This is a genomic window from Solibacillus kalamii (assembly GCF_002174535.1).
GTDB classification, from domain to species: Bacteria; Bacillota; Bacilli; order Bacillales_A; family Planococcaceae; genus Solibacillus; species Solibacillus silvestris.
In genome coordinates this window covers 60,892-85,142 of sequence record NZ_NHNT01000003.1, presented here as the reverse complement: position 1 = coordinate 85,142, position 24,251 = coordinate 60,892, and the positions used below count along the sequence as shown (strand labels likewise).

Annotated in this window: 23 protein-coding genes; 14 read left to right on the top strand and 9 right to left on the bottom strand. The window is 37.1% G+C overall.

Features of this window, described 5'->3' with window-relative positions; translation table 11 throughout:
• The first annotated feature begins 12 nt into the window (after positions 1-12).
• Together CBM15_RS07360 and CBM15_RS07355 are read left to right on the top strand one after the other, a co-directional pair.
• A complete protein-coding gene (locus CBM15_RS07360; RefSeq protein ID WP_087616750.1) occupies positions 13-1,509 on the top strand; it encodes an ABC transporter permease in 1,497 nt (498 codons plus the stop codon).
• Between the two features lie 20 nt (positions 1,510-1,529).
• Positions 1,530-3,344, top strand: coding sequence for an ABC transporter substrate-binding protein (locus CBM15_RS07355; RefSeq protein WP_087616748.1), 1,815 nt, complete (start codon positions 1,530-1,532; stop codon positions 3,342-3,344).
• 70 nt (positions 3,345-3,414) lie between these two features.
• On the opposite strand, the gene CBM15_RS07350 is transcribed toward CBM15_RS07355, so the two are convergent.
• Positions 3,415-5,922, bottom strand: a complete 2,508-nt coding sequence (locus CBM15_RS07350; RefSeq protein ID WP_087616746.1) for an EAL domain-containing protein — start codon at positions 5,920-5,922, stop codon at positions 3,415-3,417.
• A gap of 251 nt (positions 5,923-6,173) precedes the next feature.
• On the opposite strand from CBM15_RS07350, the gene CBM15_RS07345 reads away from it, so the two are divergent.
• Positions 6,174-7,967, top strand: coding sequence for an S-layer homology domain-containing protein (locus CBM15_RS07345; protein ID WP_087616743.1), 1,794 nt, complete (start codon positions 6,174-6,176; stop codon positions 7,965-7,967).
• A gap of 137 nt (positions 7,968-8,104) precedes the next feature.
• Here the strand turns inward: CBM15_RS07345 and CBM15_RS07340 are convergent, their stop codons facing one another.
• Complete coding sequence (locus CBM15_RS07340) at positions 8,105-8,581, bottom strand: YusW family protein (protein ID WP_087616741.1); 477 nt, start codon at positions 8,579-8,581, stop codon at positions 8,105-8,107.
• A gap of 318 nt (positions 8,582-8,899) precedes the next feature.
• On the opposite strand from CBM15_RS07340, the gene CBM15_RS07335 reads away from it, so the two are divergent.
• A complete protein-coding gene (locus CBM15_RS07335; RefSeq protein WP_087616739.1) occupies positions 8,900-10,252 on the top strand; it encodes a TraB/GumN family protein in 1,353 nt (450 codons plus the stop codon).
• Between the two features lie 80 nt (positions 10,253-10,332).
• Here CBM15_RS07335 and CBM15_RS07330 read toward each other — a convergent pair whose 3' ends face one another.
• The gene (locus tag CBM15_RS07330; RefSeq protein ID WP_014823793.1) at positions 10,333-10,671 is read right to left on the bottom strand and encodes a GlpM family protein; all 339 of its coding nucleotides are present in this window, start codon (positions 10,669-10,671) and stop codon (positions 10,333-10,335) included.
• Between the two features lie 248 nt (positions 10,672-10,919).
• On the opposite strand from CBM15_RS07330, the gene CBM15_RS07325 reads away from it, so the two are divergent.
• The 7 genes from CBM15_RS07325 (at position 10,920) to CBM15_RS07295 (ending at position 17,490) form a co-directional block, all read left to right on the top strand.
• On the top strand, positions 10,920-11,729 hold the full coding sequence (locus tag CBM15_RS07325; protein WP_087616737.1) for an AraC family transcriptional regulator: 810 nt from the start codon (positions 10,920-10,922) through the stop codon (positions 11,727-11,729).
• 118 nt (positions 11,730-11,847) lie between these two features.
• Positions 11,848-12,837 (top strand): ABC transporter substrate-binding protein, encoded by a 990-nt coding sequence (locus tag CBM15_RS07320; RefSeq protein WP_420820145.1) that lies wholly within the window; start codon positions 11,848-11,850, stop codon positions 12,835-12,837.
• A gap of 130 nt (positions 12,838-12,967) precedes the next feature.
• The gene (locus CBM15_RS07315) at positions 12,968-13,978 is read left to right on the top strand and encodes a FecCD family ABC transporter permease (RefSeq protein WP_087616733.1); all 1,011 of its coding nucleotides are present in this window, start codon (positions 12,968-12,970) and stop codon (positions 13,976-13,978) included.
• A complete protein-coding gene (locus CBM15_RS07310; RefSeq protein WP_087616731.1) occupies positions 13,968-14,996 on the top strand; it encodes a FecCD family ABC transporter permease in 1,029 nt (342 codons plus the stop codon). Before CBM15_RS07315 ends, CBM15_RS07310 begins: the two co-directional genes overlap by 11 nt.
• 6 nt (positions 14,997-15,002) lie before the next feature.
• On the top strand, positions 15,003-15,788 hold the full coding sequence (locus tag CBM15_RS07305) for an ABC transporter ATP-binding protein (RefSeq protein WP_087616729.1): 786 nt from the start codon (positions 15,003-15,005) through the stop codon (positions 15,786-15,788).
• Between the two features lie 9 nt (positions 15,789-15,797).
• Complete coding sequence (locus CBM15_RS07300; RefSeq protein ID WP_087616727.1) at positions 15,798-16,595, top strand: alpha/beta hydrolase; 798 nt, start codon at positions 15,798-15,800, stop codon at positions 16,593-16,595.
• Positions 16,596-16,806: 211 nt separating this feature from the next.
• Positions 16,807-17,490 (top strand): hypothetical protein, encoded by a 684-nt coding sequence (locus tag CBM15_RS07295; RefSeq protein WP_087616725.1) that lies wholly within the window; start codon positions 16,807-16,809, stop codon positions 17,488-17,490.
• 66 nt (positions 17,491-17,556) lie between these two features.
• Here the strand turns inward: CBM15_RS07295 and CBM15_RS07290 are convergent, their stop codons facing one another.
• The 6 genes from CBM15_RS07290 to paiA form a co-directional block, all read right to left on the bottom strand.
• A complete protein-coding gene (locus CBM15_RS07290) occupies positions 17,557-17,820 on the bottom strand; it encodes a translation initiation factor 2 (protein ID WP_087616722.1) in 264 nt (87 codons plus the stop codon).
• Positions 17,813-18,487 (bottom strand): HAD hydrolase-like protein, encoded by a 675-nt coding sequence (locus CBM15_RS07285; protein ID WP_087616720.1) that lies wholly within the window; start codon positions 18,485-18,487, stop codon positions 17,813-17,815. The genes CBM15_RS07290 and CBM15_RS07285 overlap by 8 nt, the downstream gene beginning before the upstream one ends.
• Positions 18,488-18,492: 5 nt before the next feature.
• Entirely contained in the window at positions 18,493-18,837 is a 345-nt protein-coding gene (locus tag CBM15_RS19510) for a DUF5412 family protein (RefSeq protein WP_239534668.1), read from the bottom strand.
• A 25-nt stretch (positions 18,838-18,862) separates the two neighbouring features.
• Positions 18,863-19,390, bottom strand: coding sequence for a YceI family protein (locus CBM15_RS07275; RefSeq protein WP_087616718.1), 528 nt, complete (start codon positions 19,388-19,390; stop codon positions 18,863-18,865).
• Positions 19,391-19,523: 133 nt separating this feature from the next.
• On the bottom strand, positions 19,524-20,126 hold the full coding sequence (locus CBM15_RS07270) for an FMN-binding negative transcriptional regulator (RefSeq protein ID WP_087616716.1): 603 nt from the start codon (positions 20,124-20,126) through the stop codon (positions 19,524-19,526).
• A 9-nt stretch (positions 20,127-20,135) separates the two neighbouring features.
• Complete coding sequence (gene paiA, locus CBM15_RS07265; RefSeq protein WP_087616714.1) at positions 20,136-20,651, bottom strand: spermidine/spermine N(1)-acetyltransferase; 516 nt, start codon at positions 20,649-20,651, stop codon at positions 20,136-20,138.
• Between the two features lie 423 nt (positions 20,652-21,074).
• On the opposite strand from paiA, the gene rsgA reads away from it, so the two are divergent.
• From rsgA to cls, 3 genes are all read left to right on the top strand, one after another.
• Positions 21,075-22,136 (top strand): ribosome small subunit-dependent GTPase A, encoded by a 1,062-nt coding sequence (rsgA, locus tag CBM15_RS07260; RefSeq protein ID WP_087616711.1) that lies wholly within the window; start codon positions 21,075-21,077, stop codon positions 22,134-22,136.
• A 332-nt stretch (positions 22,137-22,468) separates the two neighbouring features.
• Positions 22,469-22,612, top strand: a complete 144-nt coding sequence (locus CBM15_RS19255; RefSeq protein ID WP_158100193.1) for a hypothetical protein — start codon at positions 22,469-22,471, stop codon at positions 22,610-22,612.
• Positions 22,613-22,747: 135 nt separating this feature from the next.
• Positions 22,748-24,196, top strand: coding sequence for a cardiolipin synthase (gene cls, locus CBM15_RS07255; RefSeq protein ID WP_193433768.1), 1,449 nt, complete (start codon positions 22,748-22,750; stop codon positions 24,194-24,196).
• Positions 24,197-24,251 lie beyond the last annotated feature (55 nt).

The following is a 24,251-nucleotide window of genomic DNA, read 5'->3' as shown; positions in this document are numbered from 1 at the left end:
GAGGGTAACGACGTGAAATTTATATCAGACGTAAAACTGCTGTTGAAAATAACACAAGAGTATGTAAATGCACAGTTTACCATTGCTTTTTCTGCGATTTTTTCATTGCTGTTTTTACTTTATAGTTTTAATTTTTCAGAAGGTGTATGGCGGCCTTATGTACTTGCATTTTTTGCGATTTATATTGGTACAACAATATACGTATGGCTCATATCACTGCTTATTAAAAAGGATTTAGCGGAGCACCGAGAACTGACAAAGCTTACACGACTTCTCGGTATCCCATTGATTTTAACCATTTTCGTCGGGAATGTATTTGCTGCTGGATTCGGCTTTATGCTCGCAACGAAAAACAAAACGGCAGAATATACTTTTGCTGTTTATGCATTTATGACACAAATATTCATTATCCTGATTTCAGGATTAAATTTGTTCAAACCATATGTAGTCGATACTTTTGTTCTTGCTATGGGCGGATTTATCTTACTAGCATTGCTGTATTTAGCAACAGCTGTGTTAATTGCGAAGTTTGTCACGGTTGATACAGCGCCTAAATGGATGCTGCCGCTTGGAATTGTACTGCTTATTCCAACAGTGACAGGCAATTTTTTCTCGCTGTTGCTAGGCATTACACTAATTCGCAAAGCGCGGAATTCAGATCCGTCCGCTGTGGAGAAATGGCAAAAAACGTGGAATAAAATATTACGTAATACGATGGCGGTTTTTGGCCTGTTTTTCATCGTTTTCATGTTCAGTTTATCGGTTGTCAGCTCATGGACCTTTGATTATGACTTTGCAGTTGAAAACAATTATGCGGTATTGCTGCAAACACCGACACTTGAATATCCGTTAGGTACCGATAATTTTGGCCGGGATTTATTTTCCCGCATTGTATTCGGTGCGCAAATTTCATTAATTGTTGGTTTTTGTGCAACGATAATACCGGCAATCATAGGCGGGGCGCTCGGTGCGATTTCAGGCTATTACGGAAAAAATACAGACAATATTATTATGCGTGCATTGGATATTTTATATGCAATTCCTGGTATTCTGTTGGCGATTGCGATTATTGCCGCATTTGGCGCAAATACGACCAACTTGATTATCGCATTAAGTGTAGGGGCAATTCCGACCTATGCGAGGACAATGCGGGCAAATGTACTTCAAATTTCAAACTATGAATTTGTGGAATCCGCCCGCGCATTAGGGGCAAATGACCGCTCGATTATTTTTAGGCATATCGTCCCTAATGCGTTAGCACCGATGATTGTAAAAGCAACATTAACAATCGGAGGAGCCGTTATTTCAACTAGTAGTTTAAGTTTCCTCGGGTTAGGTATTGAACCGCATATACCGGAGTGGGGAAATATCTTAAAAGTTGGAAGTACTTATTTAGAGTCACATTCATATTTAGCGATTTTCCCGGGACTATGTATTATGATGCTTGTTTTATCGTTTAACTTTTTCGGCGATGGACTTCGTGACGCACTGGACCCAAAATCTAATTAACTTTTTTGGAGGAATTTTTCATGAATAAAAAATTATTTACGTTAGCATCAACAGCAACAGTGGCAGCAGTAGCATTAGCAGGCTGTGTCGAAACAAAATCGGATGTAAAAGAAAATGATTCAGCAACTACTGAAACGGCTGGGGCAAAGCCGGTCATCGAATTACTTGGTATGGCTTCTTCTGAGCAGGACATGAACATCGTACGTGACCAGTTAGTGAAGAACGGTTTCGATGTGAAACTGAATATCCAACCGGATTACGGTTCATTCACAGCACAGCAAGATGCGGGCAACTTTGACATTGCCATTTCAAGCTGGACGACTGTAACAGGTAACCCTGACTATGCAGTACGCGGATTATTCAAAACTGGCGGGGACTACAGCCGTACTTCAGATGAAACAGTCGACAAATTAATCGATGAAGCGAGTACGCTAACAGGTGATGAAGCAAAGGAAAAATATAAAGAGCTGGAACAAGCTTTAGTATTCGACAATGCCTATATTGCACCATTATATATTTCTCAAAAGTTCCAAGGTATTTATAAAGCAGAAGTAAATCCTGACACAGTACGGCTGCCAAAATCACGTGCTCAAGCATGGGAAACAATTTCATTCAATGATGAAGGGAAAAATGCTTCAGAAACGTTGGTCCTTCACCAAGCATTGGCTTCATTAACATCCCTTGATCCAGTTAAAGCAAACGATGGCTCGATTAATACATTAAACACAAATATGTATGTTCGTTTAGTAAACTTATCGGATACAGATGAAGTCGTATCAGAAGGCTCACTTTCTTATGACCACGCAGTAGCCGAAAACAATGAAGAGTATTATTTCGTGCTGCGCGATGATATTAACTTCGCAAAAGTGGAAGGGGAAAAAGCAGTCGATACAGGGGATTTAGTTTCAGCAGAAGATGTTGTATTCTCATTAAACCGTGCAAAAGACGAAACATCAGTTCCGGATCACCGCACATATTCAATCCATGAAAATATAGATACAGTTGAAATCGTATCGGATATTACTTCATTGGAATCAGTGAAAACAGCAGATGGCAAGTCTGTTTTAGAAGAATTATCAGATGAACTGCCTGCAGCAATTTCTGAAGTTGTGACAGATGAAAAAGATGTAGACAATGCAGCAGGGAAATACCAAGTTGTAAAACTAACAACGCCAAATCCATTCCCGCAAGTATTAAACTACTTAGCGCACCAATCTGGCGGAATTGTATCTGAAGCGGCAGTATCTGCAGTGAACACATTTGATGTAGCAAGCTATGACCCGAACACGGATATCGCATACGGTGATCAATCGACTGTAACGGAAGGCGCAAGCTATGCAAATCATTTAGCGGCATCAGGTCCATACATTTTAGTGAAGAAAAATGACTATGAAGCAACATTCGTGAAAAACCCTGCATACCAGGCAGGAACTGAAAATGAACCGAAAATTGAAAACATCAGCGTTCGTTTCATTCAGGATAATGACAGTGCACTATCAGCATTGCGTAATGGTGAAATCCACGTATTACAATCAGTTCCTGAAACGAAAACAGATGTAGTTGAAGGCGATGAAAACTTACAATTAAAAACAGCCGACAGCAACGCAGTATCGTACTTATTGTTCAATACAAGCGGTCGTGAAACAGCAAAATCTGCAGACTTACGTAAAGCAGTCCTTCACTCGATCAATCAAGATGAGTTCATCAGCTACTACCAAGGTAAGAAAAAACCAGCTGTATCAACAGTTTCACCTTTAATTGACACTGGTTTAAAACTGGAAGCAGACAGCAAAAAAGTTAAAGAATTCTTAAAAGCATATAACGAGTCAAAATAAGATCATAAAAAACCGAAGCAGCTATTAAAAGTTGCTTCGGTTTATTTGTTTTAATGGATGGAACTAAAGATTATGAAACTTGCGGTGATAAATAACCTGCTTTCATGATGTGTTCAAACATTTCCTTCCTAACGGGTTTGGAAAATAGATAGCCTTGAATTACATCGCAGTCATTCTTCTTGAGGAATTTAAGCTGTTCAAACTCTTCCACACCTTCAGCGACAACATTCATCTCCAACGATTTTGCTAAATTCAATGTAGCACAAATAATACCGTTATCTACTTTGTCCTCATTATTAATATTATCAATAAATATTTTATCGATTTTAATTTTATTCGGTTTAAACTTTCGAATCGAAGCTAAAGATGCATAGCCAGTACCAAAATCGTCAACCGCGATTCGAATCCCGAGGTCTTTTAAGCTTTGAATCGTTGAATACACACTCGATTCTATATTCAGCAATGTATCTTCTGTAATTTCGAATTCCAAATAGAACGGATCAATGCCGTAATGTTCCAACTGTGTTTTCACATGTTGAAACAATCCTTTTTTCATAAATCGGATAGGGGGTACATTAATTGCTATCGGAATGATCGGCAGTCCTTTTTCTTTCCATTCTTTAAGAAGCTGGCACACCTTTTCAATGACCCAATCAGTAATCCCGTTGATCATATGGTTTTCTTCCGCCAATGGAATAAATTCTCCAGGGGAAACTAATCCCCATTCTTTATGGTTCCAGCGAATTAACGCTTCAGCTCCGCAAAGAGAACCATTGCCTGTTTCCACTTGAGGCTGGAAGTGTAATTCGAATTCCTCATTTGAAATAGCCTTTCGCATATCTCGATCCAATGCATACTTTTTATAAGATGATAAATCTCCTTCATCTGAAGAAAGCTTATAAGTACTTTTCCCATCCTTTTTGGCTTTATAAAGTGCGGTATGAGCATTTTTTAAAAGGGTTAATTTTTCACGGCCTTCTTCTGGATAAAAGGTAATGCCAATACTGGTCGAGATATTCAATTCGTAATCCTGAATAGTAAAAGGTTCTCTTATTTTTTTGATTACTTTTTTGGCATACTGAAGTACTTCTTTTTTATTATTGTAATTTTTTATTATCATAATAAAATCATTGCTGCTCAAACGAGCTAGATAGCTATCTTTTGGCATTACTTTTTCAAGACGTTGTGCAATAAACTTTAATGTTTCATCCCCGATAAAATAGCCGAGTGAATCATTGATGATATTAAAGCGGTCAAGGTCAAAATAAAGAATGGCATAAGGATCATCACTCTCGCACATTAAGTCCATTTTTTTAAATAAACTTTGCTGATTTGGCAGTCCTGTAAGGTTATCGTAGTTGGATAAATAGTTTATTGTATGTTCTTTTTCGATTTCATAAGTAATATCAGTGACTAATCCGAATATATTCGTTATCTGGCCATGATCATCTAGGCGGGGGATAACTTCTTCAAGCAGCCACTTTGTTGTGCCGCTTCCAGAATTAATCCGATAAATCCACTGGAAACTTTGCCCGTTTATCATTTTCTTTTTACCGTTTTCCAATTCCGGAAGATGGACAGGTTGGATCATGTTATACCACGCTTTTGAATCCTCATAAAGAGTAGAGAGGGGGATCTCCAATATACTCTCCAACCCTTTCGATGCAAAGAGGAATTTACCTCCTATTTTTTCACGCATCCATATACCTGATGTGAGATTATCAAAAATCGATTTATAGTCTTCATTTTGCTCTATTAGCTTCTTTTTAAGCAAAGTTTGGTATGTTTCATCCTTAATAATACCGAAGATTTTAGCTGGTTTTCCCTCCTCAAAAAATACTTCAGCATGTACTTTTATATGTTTTAATTCCTTAGTTTTCCTATGGTATACTCGAACTTTATGCGTATAGTTTTCACCATCATAGATGGCTTTTTTTAAATATTGTAAAGATATGTCCAAATCTTCTGGATGTATTTGCTTGAATGGCTTATTGATACTTATATATTTTTGATAATCCAGCCCTAACATATTATAAAAGTTTTTGGAACAGATCAGTTTATCTTCATTGAAAACATATTCCCAGCTTCCGATTTCTGCTATTTGCTGTGCATAGTTTAAATGATTTTCCCACAGCATTAATTCTTGTTTCAACTCCGTCTTATCCGTATTGTCGGTAATGATCATATAAATACCGACAATATCTTCTTCTATGAGGATTGGAATGAAAGTTAACTCGAGAAATAATGTTTGATTATGGATATTTTTTATTTGCATATTACATTTTTCAGTATGGCCTTGTAATGTTTTATTAAATGTATCTTCGAATAAATCTATGTTATCACCGAATATAAACTGTTGAAAATCATCGTCATTTATTATCGGTTTACCGAGTAATGCTTGTAGTTTTTTATAATTTAATGAAAGTACTTTACCGAATTTAGACAATACAATAACAATATTCGGATGATTATTCGTAAGAGATGTGAAATAATTGAAAAAGTCTTTATTCACTTCTTGATTGAGTTTTCGATCTGTAAATAATTGGTTAAATTTATGATAGTTCATATCGTTTCCCATTAAATTTCCACCATCCCTCTATAAAATCCACTTCATTGATCCGTAAGAATTCGTAACAGCAATTTGTAAACCGAATTTTACACTATATGATAAAAAAATACTATTTTCGATATTATAATATATTTAAATATAAAACTTAATGAAAATGTAGGCAATGAGAGTATTTATTAAAAATGGAAAAATATACAATGAATAGGTAATTTGTGCTAAACTGATTGTATCAGTTTACAATAGGAAGGTAGTTTAAACGTATGAAAAAAACAACATTATACTTGGCTCTCTTTACAACTCCAGCTGTCATCATAACCGCACCTGCATACATCGATGCTGCAAATGACTGGCAGGTTGAAAATGTGGAAAACCTCATAGATCAGATTAATCCATTTAGCACTACATACGAATATTATTTAATAGAGGCAAAAAATGCGTATTATTCATTATCGACATATCAGCAAAGTTATGTTCGTAATTCGACAACACTATTTTATTATTTAGGAAGTACTGATAACCATCAAACTTATCTGAAGACGTTCTCGGATAAAATGGCTGCCATTTCTGCACGAAACAGTACTTTTCTGCGTGATATTGAGGAAGCGTATCGTTATTACCATTCTCTGACGACATCACAGCAAGCGATAATCCCGAATTATTTATACTTACAGCTTCAAAATTATATGGAAAACATAGCAAAAATGAAAGCAGTACAACTTGATTTTGAAAAATTATCCGTACTGGACAGCAGTTATATTTACAGTTATGAAACTGCCATGAAGGCGTATCAATTATTGCCATATGATTTTCGTATGTTGCTCACACCAGTAATGAGTGAGAAAAAGCGTGAGTTCGAAACGTATATATCACCAGCAAACAATCGTTCAGTCGCACAACAAGTAATAAATGAAATTTCCAAACTGTCGACAAGCTCTTCAATGGAAGAAGTAGCATCCGTGCGTGCTAAATACAACGGTTTGACGATCTTACAGCAAAACTATGTAGCCAATTATCGAGATTTACTTTATATCGAAGAAGTACAACGCAAAACTTCATATGGATGGGATCCTTATTATATTGATGAAAAGGAAAAGTCAACCGATTATCCGACAAACATAGAAGTTTCAAAAAAAGATCAATTGTATACGGTAGTAATGCCTGTTACCGAAATGAAACAGTATATGAACACAAAAATAGCTGTATCGGATACTATTACACTTTCAATCCCTTATGATTCGGTGCCAAAAACAAATAATAATGATATTGTGACAATGACAATTGAAGAAATTAATGAAGATTCTATACTGTTTACGGCAAGTATGTATGATGAAAACTTCGAATTTTCTTCCTATATTGATATAGAAGTAAAGGGATTGCCTTCTTCAACTACCATTGTTCGCCTAGATAACGATGGGGAGTATATAGCAACGCCATACAGAAAAATTGCATATAAAAATATAATAAAAACGAAAACATCCGCACAATTTAAAGTTGTAAATAGTCGAGTGCAATTTTTTGATACTCATGCTGATGGGCATCAATATGAAATTGAACAGTTAGCGAAACGTAAAATCGTTAGTGGGGTAGAAAACGGCTATTACAAACCGAATACCCAAGTAACTTTGGCCCAATATGCGGCAATGATTGCCCGTTCGATGAATATTACGACAAACGAAAGTTATACGTATCTAGATATCAGTGGAAAATGGTATGAAACTTCTATAGTGGCACTGTTGGAAACCGGTATACTTGAGCATCCAAATAGTAACTATTTCAATGCAGGGAAAGTTGTCACACGGCAGGAAGCGGCTGTTTTATCAATACGGATGCTGCAATATGCGGGGGTCCAAATTTCAGATCCTGATTATAAAAAAATTCCATTTACTGATTTTAAACAGCTTTCTTCGTCTGACCGTTATTTTGTAGCGACAGCGTATGAGTTTGGAATTTTTGATGGTAAGAAAAACGGCGAATTTGACCCGAATGGAAAACTGACACGCTCGCAAATGGCAAAAGTATTATATAAAACATTGCAAATCGCAAAGATGATTTAATTCAGCTTGGCAAGAAAAAATGAATAGGGTCGCACATAACACAAAAATGCCATTTTTCCGTGGGAAGAAAAATGGCATTTTTTAGCTGGCCGTAAAAATTGACTGGTATATTTACTTCAGTTCCAGCTGCATTATCATTATTGCTGTGCTACACGGTGGTACTCTTTTACTGTACCATCTGCATATTTAATTTCTATTTCCACTTCCAAATAGCTGTCCGGTTGTTCAAATTTTTGCAGCACATCATCAATTACTGCATCTTTTTCTGAATTGATATCGAATGTGAAGCTTTCAAAAATCGGAACCAATTTGTTCGTTGCTTCATTACCTTCAATTTTTGTTTTGTTCACTTCATCTTCGATTTGTGCTTCTGCGCGAGATGCTTCATTTTCATAACTCACTTCATAACTCTTATCATCCGCATACTGGATATCCAAATCAAAGTGAGTAAAGTTAAATGGGGCATCCGGAGTTTCGGTTACAGTACTTGTCTGATTCATTGTATTTTGTTCTGTCGGCGCATTTTCAGGCAAATTGGTTGCTTCCTCGCTGTCACCACAGCCTACTAACAATGCAGTTGTACTTAATGCGCAAATTAATGCAAATTTCTTCATGAATGGAAACCACCTTTCTTGTAACTATTGTTAAAATACCCGATTTATTAAAAATTAATCAGCTTCATATTATTTAGAAAAATAAAGTTATTTTTATTTAAGTCAAATTATCTATATCAAACAATAGTTACAGCTTTTGTTGTACATAGACGAACAATTTAAATGTAAAAATATTCTATAATTAAGTAAATTTATGTTACACTTATTTTGTGAATTAGATTTTAATGGAAAATGAATTTACCTTGAATCTCTCCATTATCTATAATTTATTTCAAAAAACCAATTGGAAATGACTTTCTAATGCAGGAGGATGTTTAAATGAAAAAGATGACTAAAACTGTTTTGGCTACAACGCTGGGGGCTTCATTGATGCTTACATCGATTATGCCTGCCGTTAAAGCGGAGCAAGTAACACCGGATATAAGCAGCTGGGCAATCGGTACATTAAATGAAGGCGAAAAATTCGGTATTTTTCCGATCGAATGGTACTATGACGGCTTCCGTTCTACTATTACAGCTGAACGTTTGGATTCATTAATTAAGCTAACTGCTCAAAAAATTGCAAGTTTAAATTTGGATAAAAACGAAAAATTTAAACCGGTTGCTGTAAAAGGCGATGGCACACGCGGTGATATTATTAACCGTCTTTATAATATTGTCGGACAATACAAGTTAGATACAGCAGAAGATGCCGTTACATATATGCAGAAACATAAAGTATTACAAGGCTCGGAAAAAGGCTTGATGCTCGACAAAAAAGCTACAACACAACATGCGGTTATTTTTGCAGTACGCTTAATACAGAATACATTTGAGCAGGCGAACGCCGGCGCAAAAGGTGTTGCATGGGTAGTGGAAGACGAAGATACAAAAGTGTATTTGCTTGGTTCCATTCATGTAGGAACACCTGATTTATATCCTATGCATAAACAATTAACGAAAGCCTTCGATGATTCGGACGGCCTTTTCGTTGAAGCGAACTTATTAGATCCAATCGGTATGGATTACTATATTGAAAAAGCAATGTTTAAAGATGGACGAACGATTAAAGATGTTGTAAGTCAAGAAACGTATGCGAAACTTCAAAAAGTCGCAACTCAACTTGAAGTGCCTATGGAAGAACTGGAAATGCAAAAGCCTTGGTTGCTTTCAAATAATTTTTCGATAATGATGATGGATGGAGCATTTGGTTTAACAGCAGAAGAAATGGCGATGCACGGGGTAGATATGCAATTTTTATTAGGTGCTTACTTACAGCAAAAGCCTATTTATGAGCTAGAAGGTGTTAATGCACAAGTCGATATGTTTGAAGCTTTATCTCCAGAAGCCCAGGAAGAATCATTGGTAGCCGCTCTTGACGGTATTTTGGAGCCTACTGAACAATCAGAAGAAGATGTACAGTTAATGGCAGACTGGTTCACGAATTGGGTCAAAGGTGATGTGGAAAAGTTTGCGGCAAGCTTAACTGAAATGGAAGGAGACACATCCGAATTCAATCAGATGCTGTTTGGTAAACGTGATGAAGAAATGGCCGCAAAGCTTGTTGATGTTTTGGAAGAACAGCAAGGGACATTCTTTGTCGTTGTCGGCGCAGGTCACTTCTTAGTCGATAAAAATATTCGCTATCATTTAGAGCAAAGCGGTTATGAAGTAAAACCATTTTATCAATAAAATTAAAAGCGCATGGGGCTGGTTACGAAAGTAACTGCTCCATGCGTTTTATTTTTAAGGAATTCATAACAATACTGTTACTAAGCGTTTAACAACGCAAGCACAGGTCTACCGGCAACCATGAAAACGATATAAACCGAAAGTGCTCCTAAAATAGCATAACTAGGCTTCCATAAACCGGACAAGTAAAAAACAAGTACAGTAAATAACACCATGCCGACAGCACCAAAAATGGCGTTTTGCTGCACAATATGAAAAGTATCTTCCGTCATATTTTTCATTTGCAACCGCATATTGAGCAACGTTAAGATCGGAAGCAATGTTATAATACCGGACAAAAAGTGCAAATTCGATTTACTTAACCATGAAGCTAACAGCATAACTGTACCGCCAAGAATAAACTGGATTACATAAAACACGGACCCAATACCTCTATTCCATTAAAATACAATAACTATAAATCAAAGTGTATTAACTATCAACTACATTTTCGGAAAATAGAATTAATTAAGTAAATTGAGATTTCTTTGGGTTATTTTAAGTAAGAATTATATGATAAATTGCATAAATTCACTCAAGTAGTAAAAATATGTTGAATTTATAAGTCATAGTAGTGTACCTTTATTGAAAATGATTATCATTCCCATGGTATTGAAAGATAAAGAGGGTGAGGAACATTCAAACAAATGATTTAATAAAATATTTTGCCAACTCAACGATTCAATATGCAGATTTATTTGTAACAAGTTTAGGTCCTAATGTACATGATCACAATCGTACTACGGCTCCATGTTTCAACGGACTCGTTATTACTCTTTCGGGTAGTGCAAATTTTTCGCTAAATGGAGAAGTATACGCTATACATAAAGGGGTTATCCTGCATGCCGGACCTAATATGGCGATTGATATTACGGTAACGAGTGAAGAACCATGGTATTATACGGTACTGCATTATGAAATGATAAACAGCCCCTTTCCAGTGGAAATAGGTCATTTTAAAATTGAAACAGGTCATCATCATAAATTGGATTATTTAGTCCACCAATTAATCCGTTTCGAAAAAATTCCGGGCGATATAAACAGACTGAAATGCAAATCCCTTTTTATGCAACTGATGGAATTTCTCGTCATTTATGCAAAAATACAAACATCAAATAATGTGGTGGACCAAGCCATTACATTTATGACCGAACATTATACATTACCTATTACGATAGCAGAAATTGCGGAAGAGGTAGGGTGTGACCGTCGACGCCTTGCCTATTTGTTCGATAAGCAAACCGGCATGTCACCCATTCAATTTTTAACGGAAATCCGGTTAAAACAATCGAGGGAATTACTTCGTACGACAACAATTCCAATTAAGGACATTGCTGAACTAATCGGTTACCAGGATGCGTTCTATTTTTGCCGAGTTTTTAAAAAGCAATATCATCTGACACCGACAAATTTTCGAAAGCAATATTTAACTGTTTGAGCAAAAGTCCATTCCTTTTGTAAAAAACTCTATGTACTTAAAAATATTCTTTTGATATTATCGACATTGTACATAAGGTGATAATGATAATCGTTATCGATTGAATTAGGAGGAAAGAATAATGAAAAAACATCGTGCATTAATCTGTGCAGGGGCATTGGCTTTAATGCTTGCTGCTTGCAATACAGATGAAGAGGTGGATACGTCATCTGCCGCTGAAACGGAACAAGTATCAAAGGATGAAAAACCTGTTGCAGATGAAGCTATAGCACAAAAAGTATCCTATTTAGGCAGCGACTACGAAGTACCGGCAAAAGTAGAAACGATTATTGCAGCAAGTCTGGAAGCAATGGAAGATGCAGCTGTGCTTGGTGTAAAACCTGCGGGTGTCATTTCTACGGATGGGACGGCTGTTCCTAAATACTTAGAAAAGGATTTAGCAGGAGCAACAGTTGTCGGATCAAAAAAAGAACCAAATACAGAGGCGATGCTTTCTTTGAATCCTGATGTGATTTTAGGAACAAGCAAATGGGATGAAGCGCAAATATCGAATTATAACAAAATAGCAACGACATTCCCTTATTCGCATATTTCTACAAACTGGAAAGAAAATTTATTACTGTTTGGACAATTAGCCGGTAAAGAACCAGAAGCCCAAAAAGCATTGAAAGACTATGATACAAAATTAGCTAGTACGAAGGAATCGATTGCCAACAGTGAACTGAAAGATAAAAAGGTTTTAATCATCCGCGTACGTGGAGGTTTGACGGTCTATCCGGCAGGAGTTTATTTAAACCCTTCACTTTATGAAGATTTTGGTTTTACCGTACCGAAAGAATTAAATTCTATTGAAGCCCAAACAACGATTACATATGAAACATTGGCTGAATGGAACCCGGATATGATTTTCCTTCAATTTGCTGATGACGAAAATAAAGAGACACCTGAATTATTACAGGAGATTTTAGATAATCCGATATTCAACAGTACAACTGCTGCCAAAACAAATAATGTGCACGTTAATCTAATTGATGCAATGGCACAGGGCGGGACAGCATGGTCAAAAATTAACTTCCTGGACGCGTTTAATGAAAACGTATTGAAATAATAAGGATGAATTATCCAATCGATAGCTTCAGAGAAGTCAGAACAGACTCTACTACATTTCTGTGAAAGAGCTGTCCCGGAATGGTTTCGGGGCAGTCTCTTTCTTTTTCAATAAAAGGAGGCCTTTATTTTTGAACTTTTCATATCGGCATTTCATTTTATTTTCAATAATAATGCCAGTTCTGATTGTTGTTGTTTTAATCATGTCGATTTCAATGGGTACAAAATCGATCCCCATTGAAACGATTATTGATGCATTTATCCGGTACGACAAAGAAAATATAGATCACCAAATAATATGGTCTGGTCGAGTACCAAGAGCGCTTGCTGTATTATTTGTTGGAGCATTTTTAGCAACAGCAGGTGCACTTATGCAAGGAGTTACACGAAATTTCCTTGCTTCTCCATCCATTATGGGGGTAACGGACGGCTCAGCCTTATTTATTACGGTGGCCTTTGTTTTTTTACCGGGGATTTCAAGTTTTAATTTAGTCCTCCTATCCATGCTAGGTTCACTTTTTGGCGGTGCAGTTGTATTTGGTTTCGCAACCATTATTAGAAACGGACTTTCTCCGGTAAGACTGGCAATAATCGGTACGGTAGTCGGGACATTCATCAGCAGTATCGGAACAGCAGTCGCGATGTATCACCAAATTTCACAAACGGTTACGATGTGGTATAACTCGAAAGTACATATGGTGGAAATGGAATTAATCTATTTATGTGTTCCCATTGGAATGATCGGGCTGCTGCTGGCCATTTCCTTGGCTCGCGCTGTAACAATTACAGCACTTGGTCAAGATGTTGCTGTCGGATTGGGTCAAAAAACTAGAATTGTAAAAGTATTAAGCATGTTAGCTGTTGCTATGTTGACAGGTACTGCTGTAGCTCTTGTCGGGAAAATTGCATTTGTCGGATTAGTCGTACCTCATATTGTAAGAATGCTCATGGGTGTTGACTATCGTGTCATCATTCCTTGTTCGGCTGTAATGGGTGCATTTTTCCTGGCAGGCTGTGATCTCGTAAGCCGTTACATCAATTTCCCGTTTGAAACACCGATTGGAGTAGTAACTGCACTTATTGGAGTGCCGTTCTTTCTATACTTAATACGACGAAAAGGCGGTGAAAAATATGCCGCATAAAAAGATGAAATGGCTATTAATGATCGGAACGTTATTTTTTTTACTTCTTTTAACTATGTACATACATTTAACGAGCGGCGCCTTTACAATGACGGCACTAGAAGTATTTAAGACTTTACTGCGGATTGATTCTACTGAACAATTTGATTTAGTCATATTTGATTTCAGGCTGCCACGTATCATTACTGCTGCACTTGTCGGTATGGGCCTTGCGATGGCGGGCGTTGTACTGCAGGGGATTACGAAAAATGCACTTGCAGATCCGGGAATTATCGGGATTAATGCGGGTGCTGGCTGTGCAATCGTCATTTTCATGTTTTTCTTTCATGTCGAATTGATTGACGTAGAGGTAAACAGCCTTATTAAAATATTGTTTGTTCCGATTTTTGGGTTTGTAGGAGGAGTAATAGCGGCAGCGATTATACTGGTCATTTCATTTAAGCATGGACGTATGGATATGCAAAAGCTGATATTAACCGGAATTGCTATTAATACAGGCTTTAGTGCCATGACCCTTTTTTGGTCATTGAAAATGGATGAAGGGGATTATCAGGCGGCCGCTATATGGATGAATGGCTCCATCTATAATTCCAACTGGTATTTCGTAAGTGCGATGATGCCATGGCTGATTATTCTAGGTATTTATATTTACCGGAAATCCTATTTGCTCGACTACTTTCAATTGGAGGAAGAGACGATTATAAGTCTGGGTATACCGCTTGAAAGAGAAAAAATTAAACTATTGCTTGCAAGTGTCGGACTTGTCAGTGCCTGTGTTTCCGTTTCCGGCAGCATTGGATTCATTGGTTTAATGGCACCGCATATTGCTAGACAGCTAGTCGGTATTCATCATCGCAATATGATGCCGGTAAGTCTGTTAATAGGGGCAATTTTACTTGTATTTTCAGATTATGTAGCAAAAACGGTTTTTTCACCGGTAGAACTCTCTGTTGGGATCGTCGTATCGCTTGTCGGTATTCCGTATTTCCTTTATTTACTTGTGAAATCGAAAGGATGAGAAAAATTGTATGCATTTGAAGTAGAAAATTTGACAACAGGCTATGAAAATACACGAATTATCGAAAATCTAAATGTGAAGATTCAAACTGGCAAGGTCACAACGATTATTGGACCTAATGGCTGCGGAAAGTCTACTTTACTAAAAACAATCGGCAGGATTTTAAAAAAAGAGTGCGGTGAAATTTTTCTGCTGGAAGAAAATATGAATACGATGTCGACGAAGGAAATCGCGAAAAAAATGGCATTACTAGTACAGTCACCCGCAGCACCCGGACAGCTGAAAGTACATGAGCTTATTGCATATGGCCGCTATCCACACCGAAAAAGTGTCGGACGTCTTATAAAAGAAGACATTGAAAAAATCAATTGGGCTATGGAAGTAACAAATACGGTAGAGTTTCGCAATCGTGAAATCGCGGCACTTTCAGGAGGGCAACGTCAGCGTGTCTGGCTGGCGATGGCTTTGGCGCAAGAGACGGATATTTTACTGCTGGATGAACCGACAACATACTTGGATATGGCACATCAACTGGAAGTGCTTGAAATAGTCCGCCAGCTCAATATAACTTTGGGCTGTACCATTATAATGGTGCTTCATGATTTGAACCATGCAGCAAGGTTTTCCGATGAACTGATCGCGATGAAAAATGGGGAAGTGCTTCATACAGGAACACCCGAACAAATAATGAAAGCCGACGTATTAAAAAAAATTTTCCAAATTGACGCTAAGATTATGATTGATCAGGAGCATCATGTACCCGTCTGTTTTTCTTACAATTTAATGAAATAGGTGAATTAAATGCAATCAAACTATAATGACTATTCTTATATTGTGGACATTTACCAACCGGAAGAAACTCCTCCGACAGAAGGGTTTCCGGTAATCATAGTTTTGGATGGGACACGCTACAGTAAACTGCTGTATGAAACACTGGCAAATCAGTTGCGAAACCGGAAAAAAACAAAAGTGGAGCCTGCCATTATAGTCGGGATCGGTCATCTCGAAAAGGATATTCCAAAACAGCGGTTCTATGATTTCACGGCACCGGCAGATCACTATCATTTTCCTGTTCGAAGAGGGAAAGTGATGCAGGAGTTTCCGGCTGGGGGAGCAGTAGAATTTATGGATTATATAATGCATCAAATTATGCCGATGCTTCAGGAAAAATATAAAATAGATGATAAAAAAATCTCGCTATATGGTCATTCTCTAGGTGGATTATTCGTGCTTTGGAGCTACTTAACTTATCCGGATTGCTTCTATAAATATATAGCCATAAGCCCGTCGATTTGGTGGAATGACCATGAACTTATCCGGACAATTCAACAAGTTGAAAAACCTATTGCAGCTCCCCTTTATATAGGAGTTGGAGGAGAAGAGGGGGATATGGTTGATGATGCGCAGAAATTTGTTGCATTGGCTTCGGAGAAATGGGTGTCATGCGAGTTTTATATAGCGGAATGCGAAAATCACGCATCCGTCATTCCAACTACGATGAGCCGTGTTATACGATTTTTAAAATCAGATGAAAGAACTGGGCATATGGAAAAAACAGGATGCTTTTTAGATAAAGTAAATACGTTAAATTCCCTTTAATTTCATTTCATATTTATGCTCCAGCCAATCACAAAATCGCCTTTTACTGTTGGAAAAGGCGGTTTTTAGTATGAATTTTAACTTTTATTCTGTAAATGGTTTAATACTAGGACAATAGCTCAACATGTTTTTATGTAGTTAATTAGGGGAAGAGATGACTATCACGCTTCTAAAATTGTCAGCGACATTGATTTAGCAGGAGGAATGTAAAATGGGAAACAAAGAATCTGAAACAAATAAAAAATCATATAACCGCTTGCCTGATGAACGTAAAGATGAGAAAGTAGAAAAATTTGATGAAACAAACCACGTAAATGTGCAAAACGAATCAATGAAAGATGATTTATTGCTTAAAACAAATAAAGAATCGTATAACCGTTTAACGGATGAGCGTGATGATAAGAAAATGGAGAAATATAATGAACGAAGTCATGTTGAAGGAAACGAGGAAAAAAAAAGCCTAAAAACGAATAAAGAATCATATAACCGCTTACCGGATGAGCGTGATGAAACAAAAATGAAAGACTACAATGAACGCAGCCATGTAGATGATAACACAAAACATGAAAAAACTGTTGAGACGGTGAAAGAGTCCTATAACCGTTTACCGGATGAACGTAATGACGAAGAGATGAAGAATTACAATGAGAGAAGTCATGTGGAAGTGAACGGTCAAACAGACAAATCTGTTGAAACCGTAAAAGAGTCCTATAACCGGTTACCGGATGAACGTAATGACGAAGAGATGAAATCTTATAATGAACGCAGTCACGTGGAAGGCAATCAGCAACAGGAATCGAATGTTGATACCGAGAAAGAATCGTACAACCGTATTCCTGACGAACCTGTTCAGGAAACATCCGTACATGAAAAATATAAAAGTAATAACAAATAAAATGTCATCTCTATCTACAAAAAAAAGCATCGACTTAAATCGATGCTTTTTTCGTGTAACCTATTATTAACTTCTAAGCTGATACCAGCTGAAAAGCATTGCAATTAAACTGATGCTCAAAAATATCCCGCCAATTACAAGTGATGCATGAGAATAACTCGTTTTTATAAATATGTATTCATTTGTATCGGACATTCCCCCGAGAGATTGTATCCAAATAGTGCCGAGTGAGTTGGCAATAGATCCGTTAAAAACAATTAATATCAGCCCAATGATCGCAAATATGCTGCTTAATTTAAGTAAATCTGAGTTTTTGGTCGAATTATTCATGTTCTCCCTCCAATATTCGATTGTTGTTCAAAATGTCAATTAGTTGCGGAAATTCGGCAATGATATAATGGGCTTTTTTGATTTCTTCATGTTGGGCAAAATCAAAGTTCACTGCAATAGCTAGCAGATTGTTATCAATTGCAGCGGTAATATCTGATGCGCGGTCACCAACGACAAAACCACTGACTATATTCTGTTCCTGCTTTATTTGTTCAACAAGATGGGACTTATTTCTTGATGGAATAATGTCGATACTATAGCACTTTTGTATCCACCGATTTAACTTAAAAGTAGACATAATCGCTTGTAAATAAGCGGTTTCACCATTACTTGCAATAAATAAGGGATACGATTTACTTAATATTTGTAGTGTCGACATTACATTTTCGTATAGTGCACCGTTTCCTTGGCGGATTTCTTCAATAAGTGCCGACTGAAAATAATAATTGCTCTTTTCACGAATTTTATCCGAATGATTCGGACACAACGTCTTCCATACAACATCAAGAGGAACACCCATTATTTCTCGGTATTCATCGATAGGGGTAGCACCTGTCCAAAGATTATTTTGGCGTAAATACTCAAAGGTACGCTCGAGTGCCGGTTCTAAAATAAGATTAGTTTGAAATAAAGTGCCGTCCATATCAAAAATTATTGCCGATTGCATTACCTTCACCTCGTTTTGATTTTATAACCTAATGTTTCCCCGTTTTTTAGATTGATTTTGTGTCCATTAATAATGACAATCTCATCGGTCAGCCATTGAATATTTGCATTTTCGGCATATCTTTCGTAATAAAGCTGTTTTTTAAATCCTAATGGGCCATCAAGTTCTCCCCGAATTCCAAACGATCCCATCGCTCGCAAACGCCGATAAAGGCCAAACATAAAGTGAATAAGGTAATGGCAGACCAAAAATTTCGCAAAATAGCACCCCACACCTAAATGGAAAATAATGTTTTCTAACTTGACGCTATAAAATATGTAAAGTTGCACAAAAAAATCAGCCGTATACATAATAGCTACGGCTGCTTCTTACTAATTATTGTGCTGGGTTTAATTCAAGTTCTACTTTAATTTTAATATCTTTTCCGACTAATACGCCACCTGTTTCAAGTGCTGCGTTCCATGTAAGACCAAATTCTTCACGGTCAATTTTCGTTTCCGCTTCAAAACCGTAAACTTCAACACCCCATGGATTTGTTCCTTTACCGCCATATTCTACATCGAATACGACTGGTTTCGTTACATCTTTAATCGTCAAATCGCCTGAAACTTTATAGTCATCACCATCTTTTGTGATGCTTGTCGATTTAAATTTAATGTCAGGGAATTGCTCAGTATCAAAAAATTCCGCTGATTTTAAATGGTTGTCACGATCTTCATTGTTTGTATTAATACTTGTCGTATCGATCGTAATTTCAATTTGTGCCGATGTTAAATCTTCTAAATTATCCACTTCTACATCCGCTGAATAGTTAGTGAACTGACCTTTAACTTTCGATACCATCATATGCTTGACTTCAAAACCAATTGTTGAGTGTGCCTGATCGATTTGCCATTTTACCATGATAAATTCCTCCCAACTATTATGAAACCCAAGAAGTTCTATACCTTGAATTCGAGATAAATTTACCATATTAGGATATGGGTGTCAATTAAAATATAAGACTATTTAAACAATTCAAACATTTTACAATCCATTAATTTTCCATCATTAATTTTGCGATTTCTTCATCAAAACTGTCATTCCGTTTTAGTAATTCATCGATGACAAGTTTTTGGCGTTCCTTAGAATGGCCTTGGCTTAATTTTGCCGTAGCTTCAACTGAACTAATCCGAATTTTAAATGGCACAATGCCTTTTAATAAGCCGTTCATATATTTCGGATCAACAGCATTTACATCATAGGAACTATTATGCACTTCATATTTATCAATCAAATGGTGAAGGGATAGGCGGATTTCCTCTTCATCCTCCATCAGTTCGATAAATCCCTTTACATGAACCGCCACATAATTCCACGTAGGTACAGAATCTTTCGTTTCATACCAGGAAGAAGAGATATAGCTATGCGGGCCATTGAAAACGGCGAGCACCTGCTGATCGATAATATCTTTCCATTGGGTGTTAGCGCGTGCAAAATGACCGTAAATAAACTTCCCGTCTTCACTTAAATAGAGCGGTAAATGCGTGGCAGTCGGTACACCTTGGTGAAGGGAAACAACTGTCGCAAAACTATACTCATTAATAATCTGACGAATCCTTTGTTCATCTGTTAATTGATACTGCTTTGGAATGTACATTATTTTCCCTCACAAATGTTTAGTCATAATAAAATCTTTTTGTTCTTCTTCACCCATGAAAAATGAGTGAGAGCCTGTTTTTTCAAAGCCAGCCTTCTCATAGAACGCAATGGCATTCAGATTTTTTTCCCATACGCCGAGCCAAATTTTGTTTTTGTTCTTTTCATGGGCCAGTTTGATCGCTTCGTTCATTAATACTTTCCCTAAACCAAGTTTCTGAAAACGGTTTAAAATATAAATTCGTTCCACTTCCAGAGTTTCTTGCCCCAATTGTTCGGACTGTGCTTCGTCTGTATTGATTTTTAAATAACCTGCCAGCTCTTCATTTACATACAGTAACTTAAATAGAGAGTGTTTATTTTTGATCTCAGCTGTCAGTTTTTCTACTGAAAAAGCATCATTCAAATAAGCAGTCATACTCTCTTCACTATTTTGCTCATGAAATGTTTCGTAAAACGTATCACGGCTGATTGTTTGTAAAGCGTCTAAACTTTCGGTAGTACATTGTATTAATCGAATGTTCATCTAGAATCCCTCTTTTTAATAATTTCTATTTATTGTTATGATCATAACGAATAAAATAATTGTTTCATAATATTCGAGAAGATTCAATAATGAATGGAATCATCAGCTAATGCAGCAGAGTAGAACGAACTGTTAATTATTTTGTAATAGACCGTCGAACTGTATTGACAAAACATTCTATCTATTGTTATAGTTGGAATAACTAATGGAGAAAGATGGTGATGAATATGACTAAATTACATGAGATTGAAACAATGCAATTATGCTTGTCATATGACATTCGCCACAATAGTGCCTTCTAATATAGAAGAGTCACGCTTCTTTACTGTGCGTATGAAACCTTATGACGAGCAAAATTGCTGGTCATAAGGTTTTTTGTTTGCCTGAAAACAAAATATCATACGCCATTAGGAGGCAATTCTATTGAATTTACAACAATTAGGTTTCACCACTTTTTTTGATACACAACTACAAACTTTATCCATTGATACGTCCACAAAACTTGTTGGACGCGTCATACTCGAACATAAACATTCCTATCGTGTCCTGACAGAACAGGGAGAGTTTTTGGCAACGGTATCCGGAAACTTTGCATACCATGCCTTTTCAAGAAAAGATTACCCGGCTGTAGGCGATTTCGTCATTATTGAACAAATGCCGGGAGAAGACCGTGCCATAATTCATCATTTATTTGAGCGGAAATCAAAATTCACAAGAAAAATGGCCGGTCTGGAAATCGATGAACAAATCGTGGCGACAAATATAGATCTCATTTTACTTGTCATGAGTTTAAATGATGACTTCAATATACGCCGTTTAGAACGTTATTTAGTAGCTGCATGGGATTCGGGGGCAACACCGGTTATTGTATTAACAAAATCGGATTTGTGTAAGGAAGTCACACCATTTTTGAGTGAAATCGAATCGGTCGCATTTGGTGTGGATATTTTAACGGTAAGTGCACAGACAGGTGAAGGAATGGCTCCATTACATGCGCTACTAACGGAAGGGAAAACAGCGGCATTACTCGGTTCTTCTGGTGCCGGAAAGTCAACGCTTACGAATGCTTTATTAAACTCAGAACAAATGAAAGTGTCTACAATCCGTGAAGATGATGCAAAAGGCCGCCATACGACAACACATCGGGAACTTGTTGTGTTACCATCCGGAGCTTGCCTGATCGATACTCCAGGAATGCGGGAGTTACAGCTATGGGATCAGGGAGACAGTCTGAATGCAAGTTTTTCTGATATTGAACAGCTTACGGAAAACTGCCGATTCCGGGATTGCCAGCATAAAAATGAACCCGGTTGTGCTGTCTTGCAGGCAGTTGAAGAAGGGGAACTTGATGCTGCACGTTTAACAAGCTATTTTAAACTACAGCGGGAGCTTGCTTATATCGAGAAAAAGGCGAATACGGATGCACAGCTTGCAGAAAAACGTAAGTGGAAGCAAGTATCGAAAAGCTTAAAGAAAATGAGATAAAGTGAAACTTCAATCAGTGGGGGGTACATTCCCCAATAAATGAAGGAACACAAGCTAAAACCGTCACGTCCTGTGACAACGCTTGTGTGACCAACAACGTGTTGGCCCGAACCAATCGGGCTTTTACGGGTAGTTGATTTCCCGCCTGCCTTTTCGCCATGTTTAAGTCTAGAGTGGGAGTCTTGCCTCTACCCTTACACTTTTGAGGTAAATAAATTACTACCCGTTAATGCGGGATAAATCACAAGTAGATGTACAGATATTGTGCATCTGCTTTTTTATTCGATCTGTTAATTAGAACAGTCATTGATTGTAAGGAAGTTTGAGCTATAATGAATGAAGTGAAGAGATTACAGCGCTATGAACGTTTCAAAATGGCAAAAATGGAGACTAGTATCAAATTATCGCTTACTTTTGAGGTAAGCGGTATTTTCATTTTTACGCTAAAAGCAAATACTCACTCGATTAATGAGTGAATTCCTTTAAAATATGCATTTCTGTGTCTTAAATATATATTTACAGGGAATAGTAAAATAGTAGAAAAAACTAGTAATTTATAACATTTAGTAGTTGCTTTCTCTTATAATTAATTATGAAAAGAGATGAATTTCATGACAGTCACTGGTATTTTAACCGTCACCTTGTTTGCTTTGAACATTGTGTTTGCCCTCGTATTAATATTCATCAGCCGGAAAAGCGCCTCATCTACATGGGCGTGGTTATTTGTACTCTTTTTCTTACCGATTTTTGGTTTTATTTTATATTTACTGATCGGTAGGAATTTACAGAAAAAACATTTTGTGCGGTGGCATGCAGTACAGCAGGAGGAAACATTGGAAATATTCCAGGAACAAAAGAATGCGCTGGAAGATGGAACATATGAATTTCCCAATGCCATTACAAAAAAGCATGAAGCGTTAATCAAGATGAACGTTGATTATAACCATTCTTTATTAAGTTCGAAAAATGATGTCAAAATAATGTCAGAAGGGAAAGAGAAATTCCGTTCGGTTATTGAAGATATCGAAAATGCAAAACAGACCATTCATATTCAATACTACATATATAAAATGGATGATGTCGGAAAAAGTATATTTAACGCACTTGTGAAAAAAGCAAAAGAAGGTATCGAAGTACAGATGATGTACGATGATTTAGGGTCGCGCACATTACGCAAAAAGGATCTGAAAAAGTTAACGGATGCCGGTGGACAGGTAGAAGCATATTTTTCATCCTATTTTAAACTCTTTAATCCGCGTATCAATTTCCGAAATCACCGGAAGCTCATTATTATTGATGGGAGGATCGGGTATATCGGTGGATTTAATGTCGGAAATGAATATGCCTGTCTGGATGATGAAATCGGGTATTGGCGCGATACCCATTTGAGAATAGAAGGCAATTCGGTCTACAACATGCAGGCACATTTTTTATTCGACTGGTACCAGGCGAAAAAAGAAGAGCTGACTGAAATCGAACAAAGATATTTCCCGTCATTTACAGTAGATTCGGATACACCTGTTCAAATTGTGTCGAGCGGCCCAGATACGGATTTTGAATCGATTAAAAACAGCTATATTCGGATGATTTTAAGTGCCAAAAAGTATGTTTATATTCAATCCCCGTATTTTGTTCCGGATGAGCCATTTATGCATGCGGTACAAATTGCTGCTTCATCAGGTGTTGATGTGCGTATCATGACGCCTGAAGTAACCGATCATGCTTTTGTATATGGAGCCAATTCAGCATACAGCGGCGATTTATTGGAGGTTGGCGGTCGAGTGTATCGTTATAAAAAAGGCTTCCTTCATGCAAAAATGATTGTCATTGATGATGAAGTGGCGACAATTGGAACCGCAAATATTGATGTACGAAGTTTTAGCCTGAATTTTGAAATTAACGCCATTCTATATGATGCCGATTTGGCGATACAATGCAGGAAGCTGTTTGAAGCCGATATTGAGGAGAGTTTTGAATTAACGAAGGAGCAATATGATGAACGCAAAACATGGACGAAAGTTCGAGAATCCGTTTCGCGTTTATTATCACCGATATTATAATCTTGTAGCTAGCCGACATACAGGCTAGCTTTTTTATTTCAAAAACCGAAATATT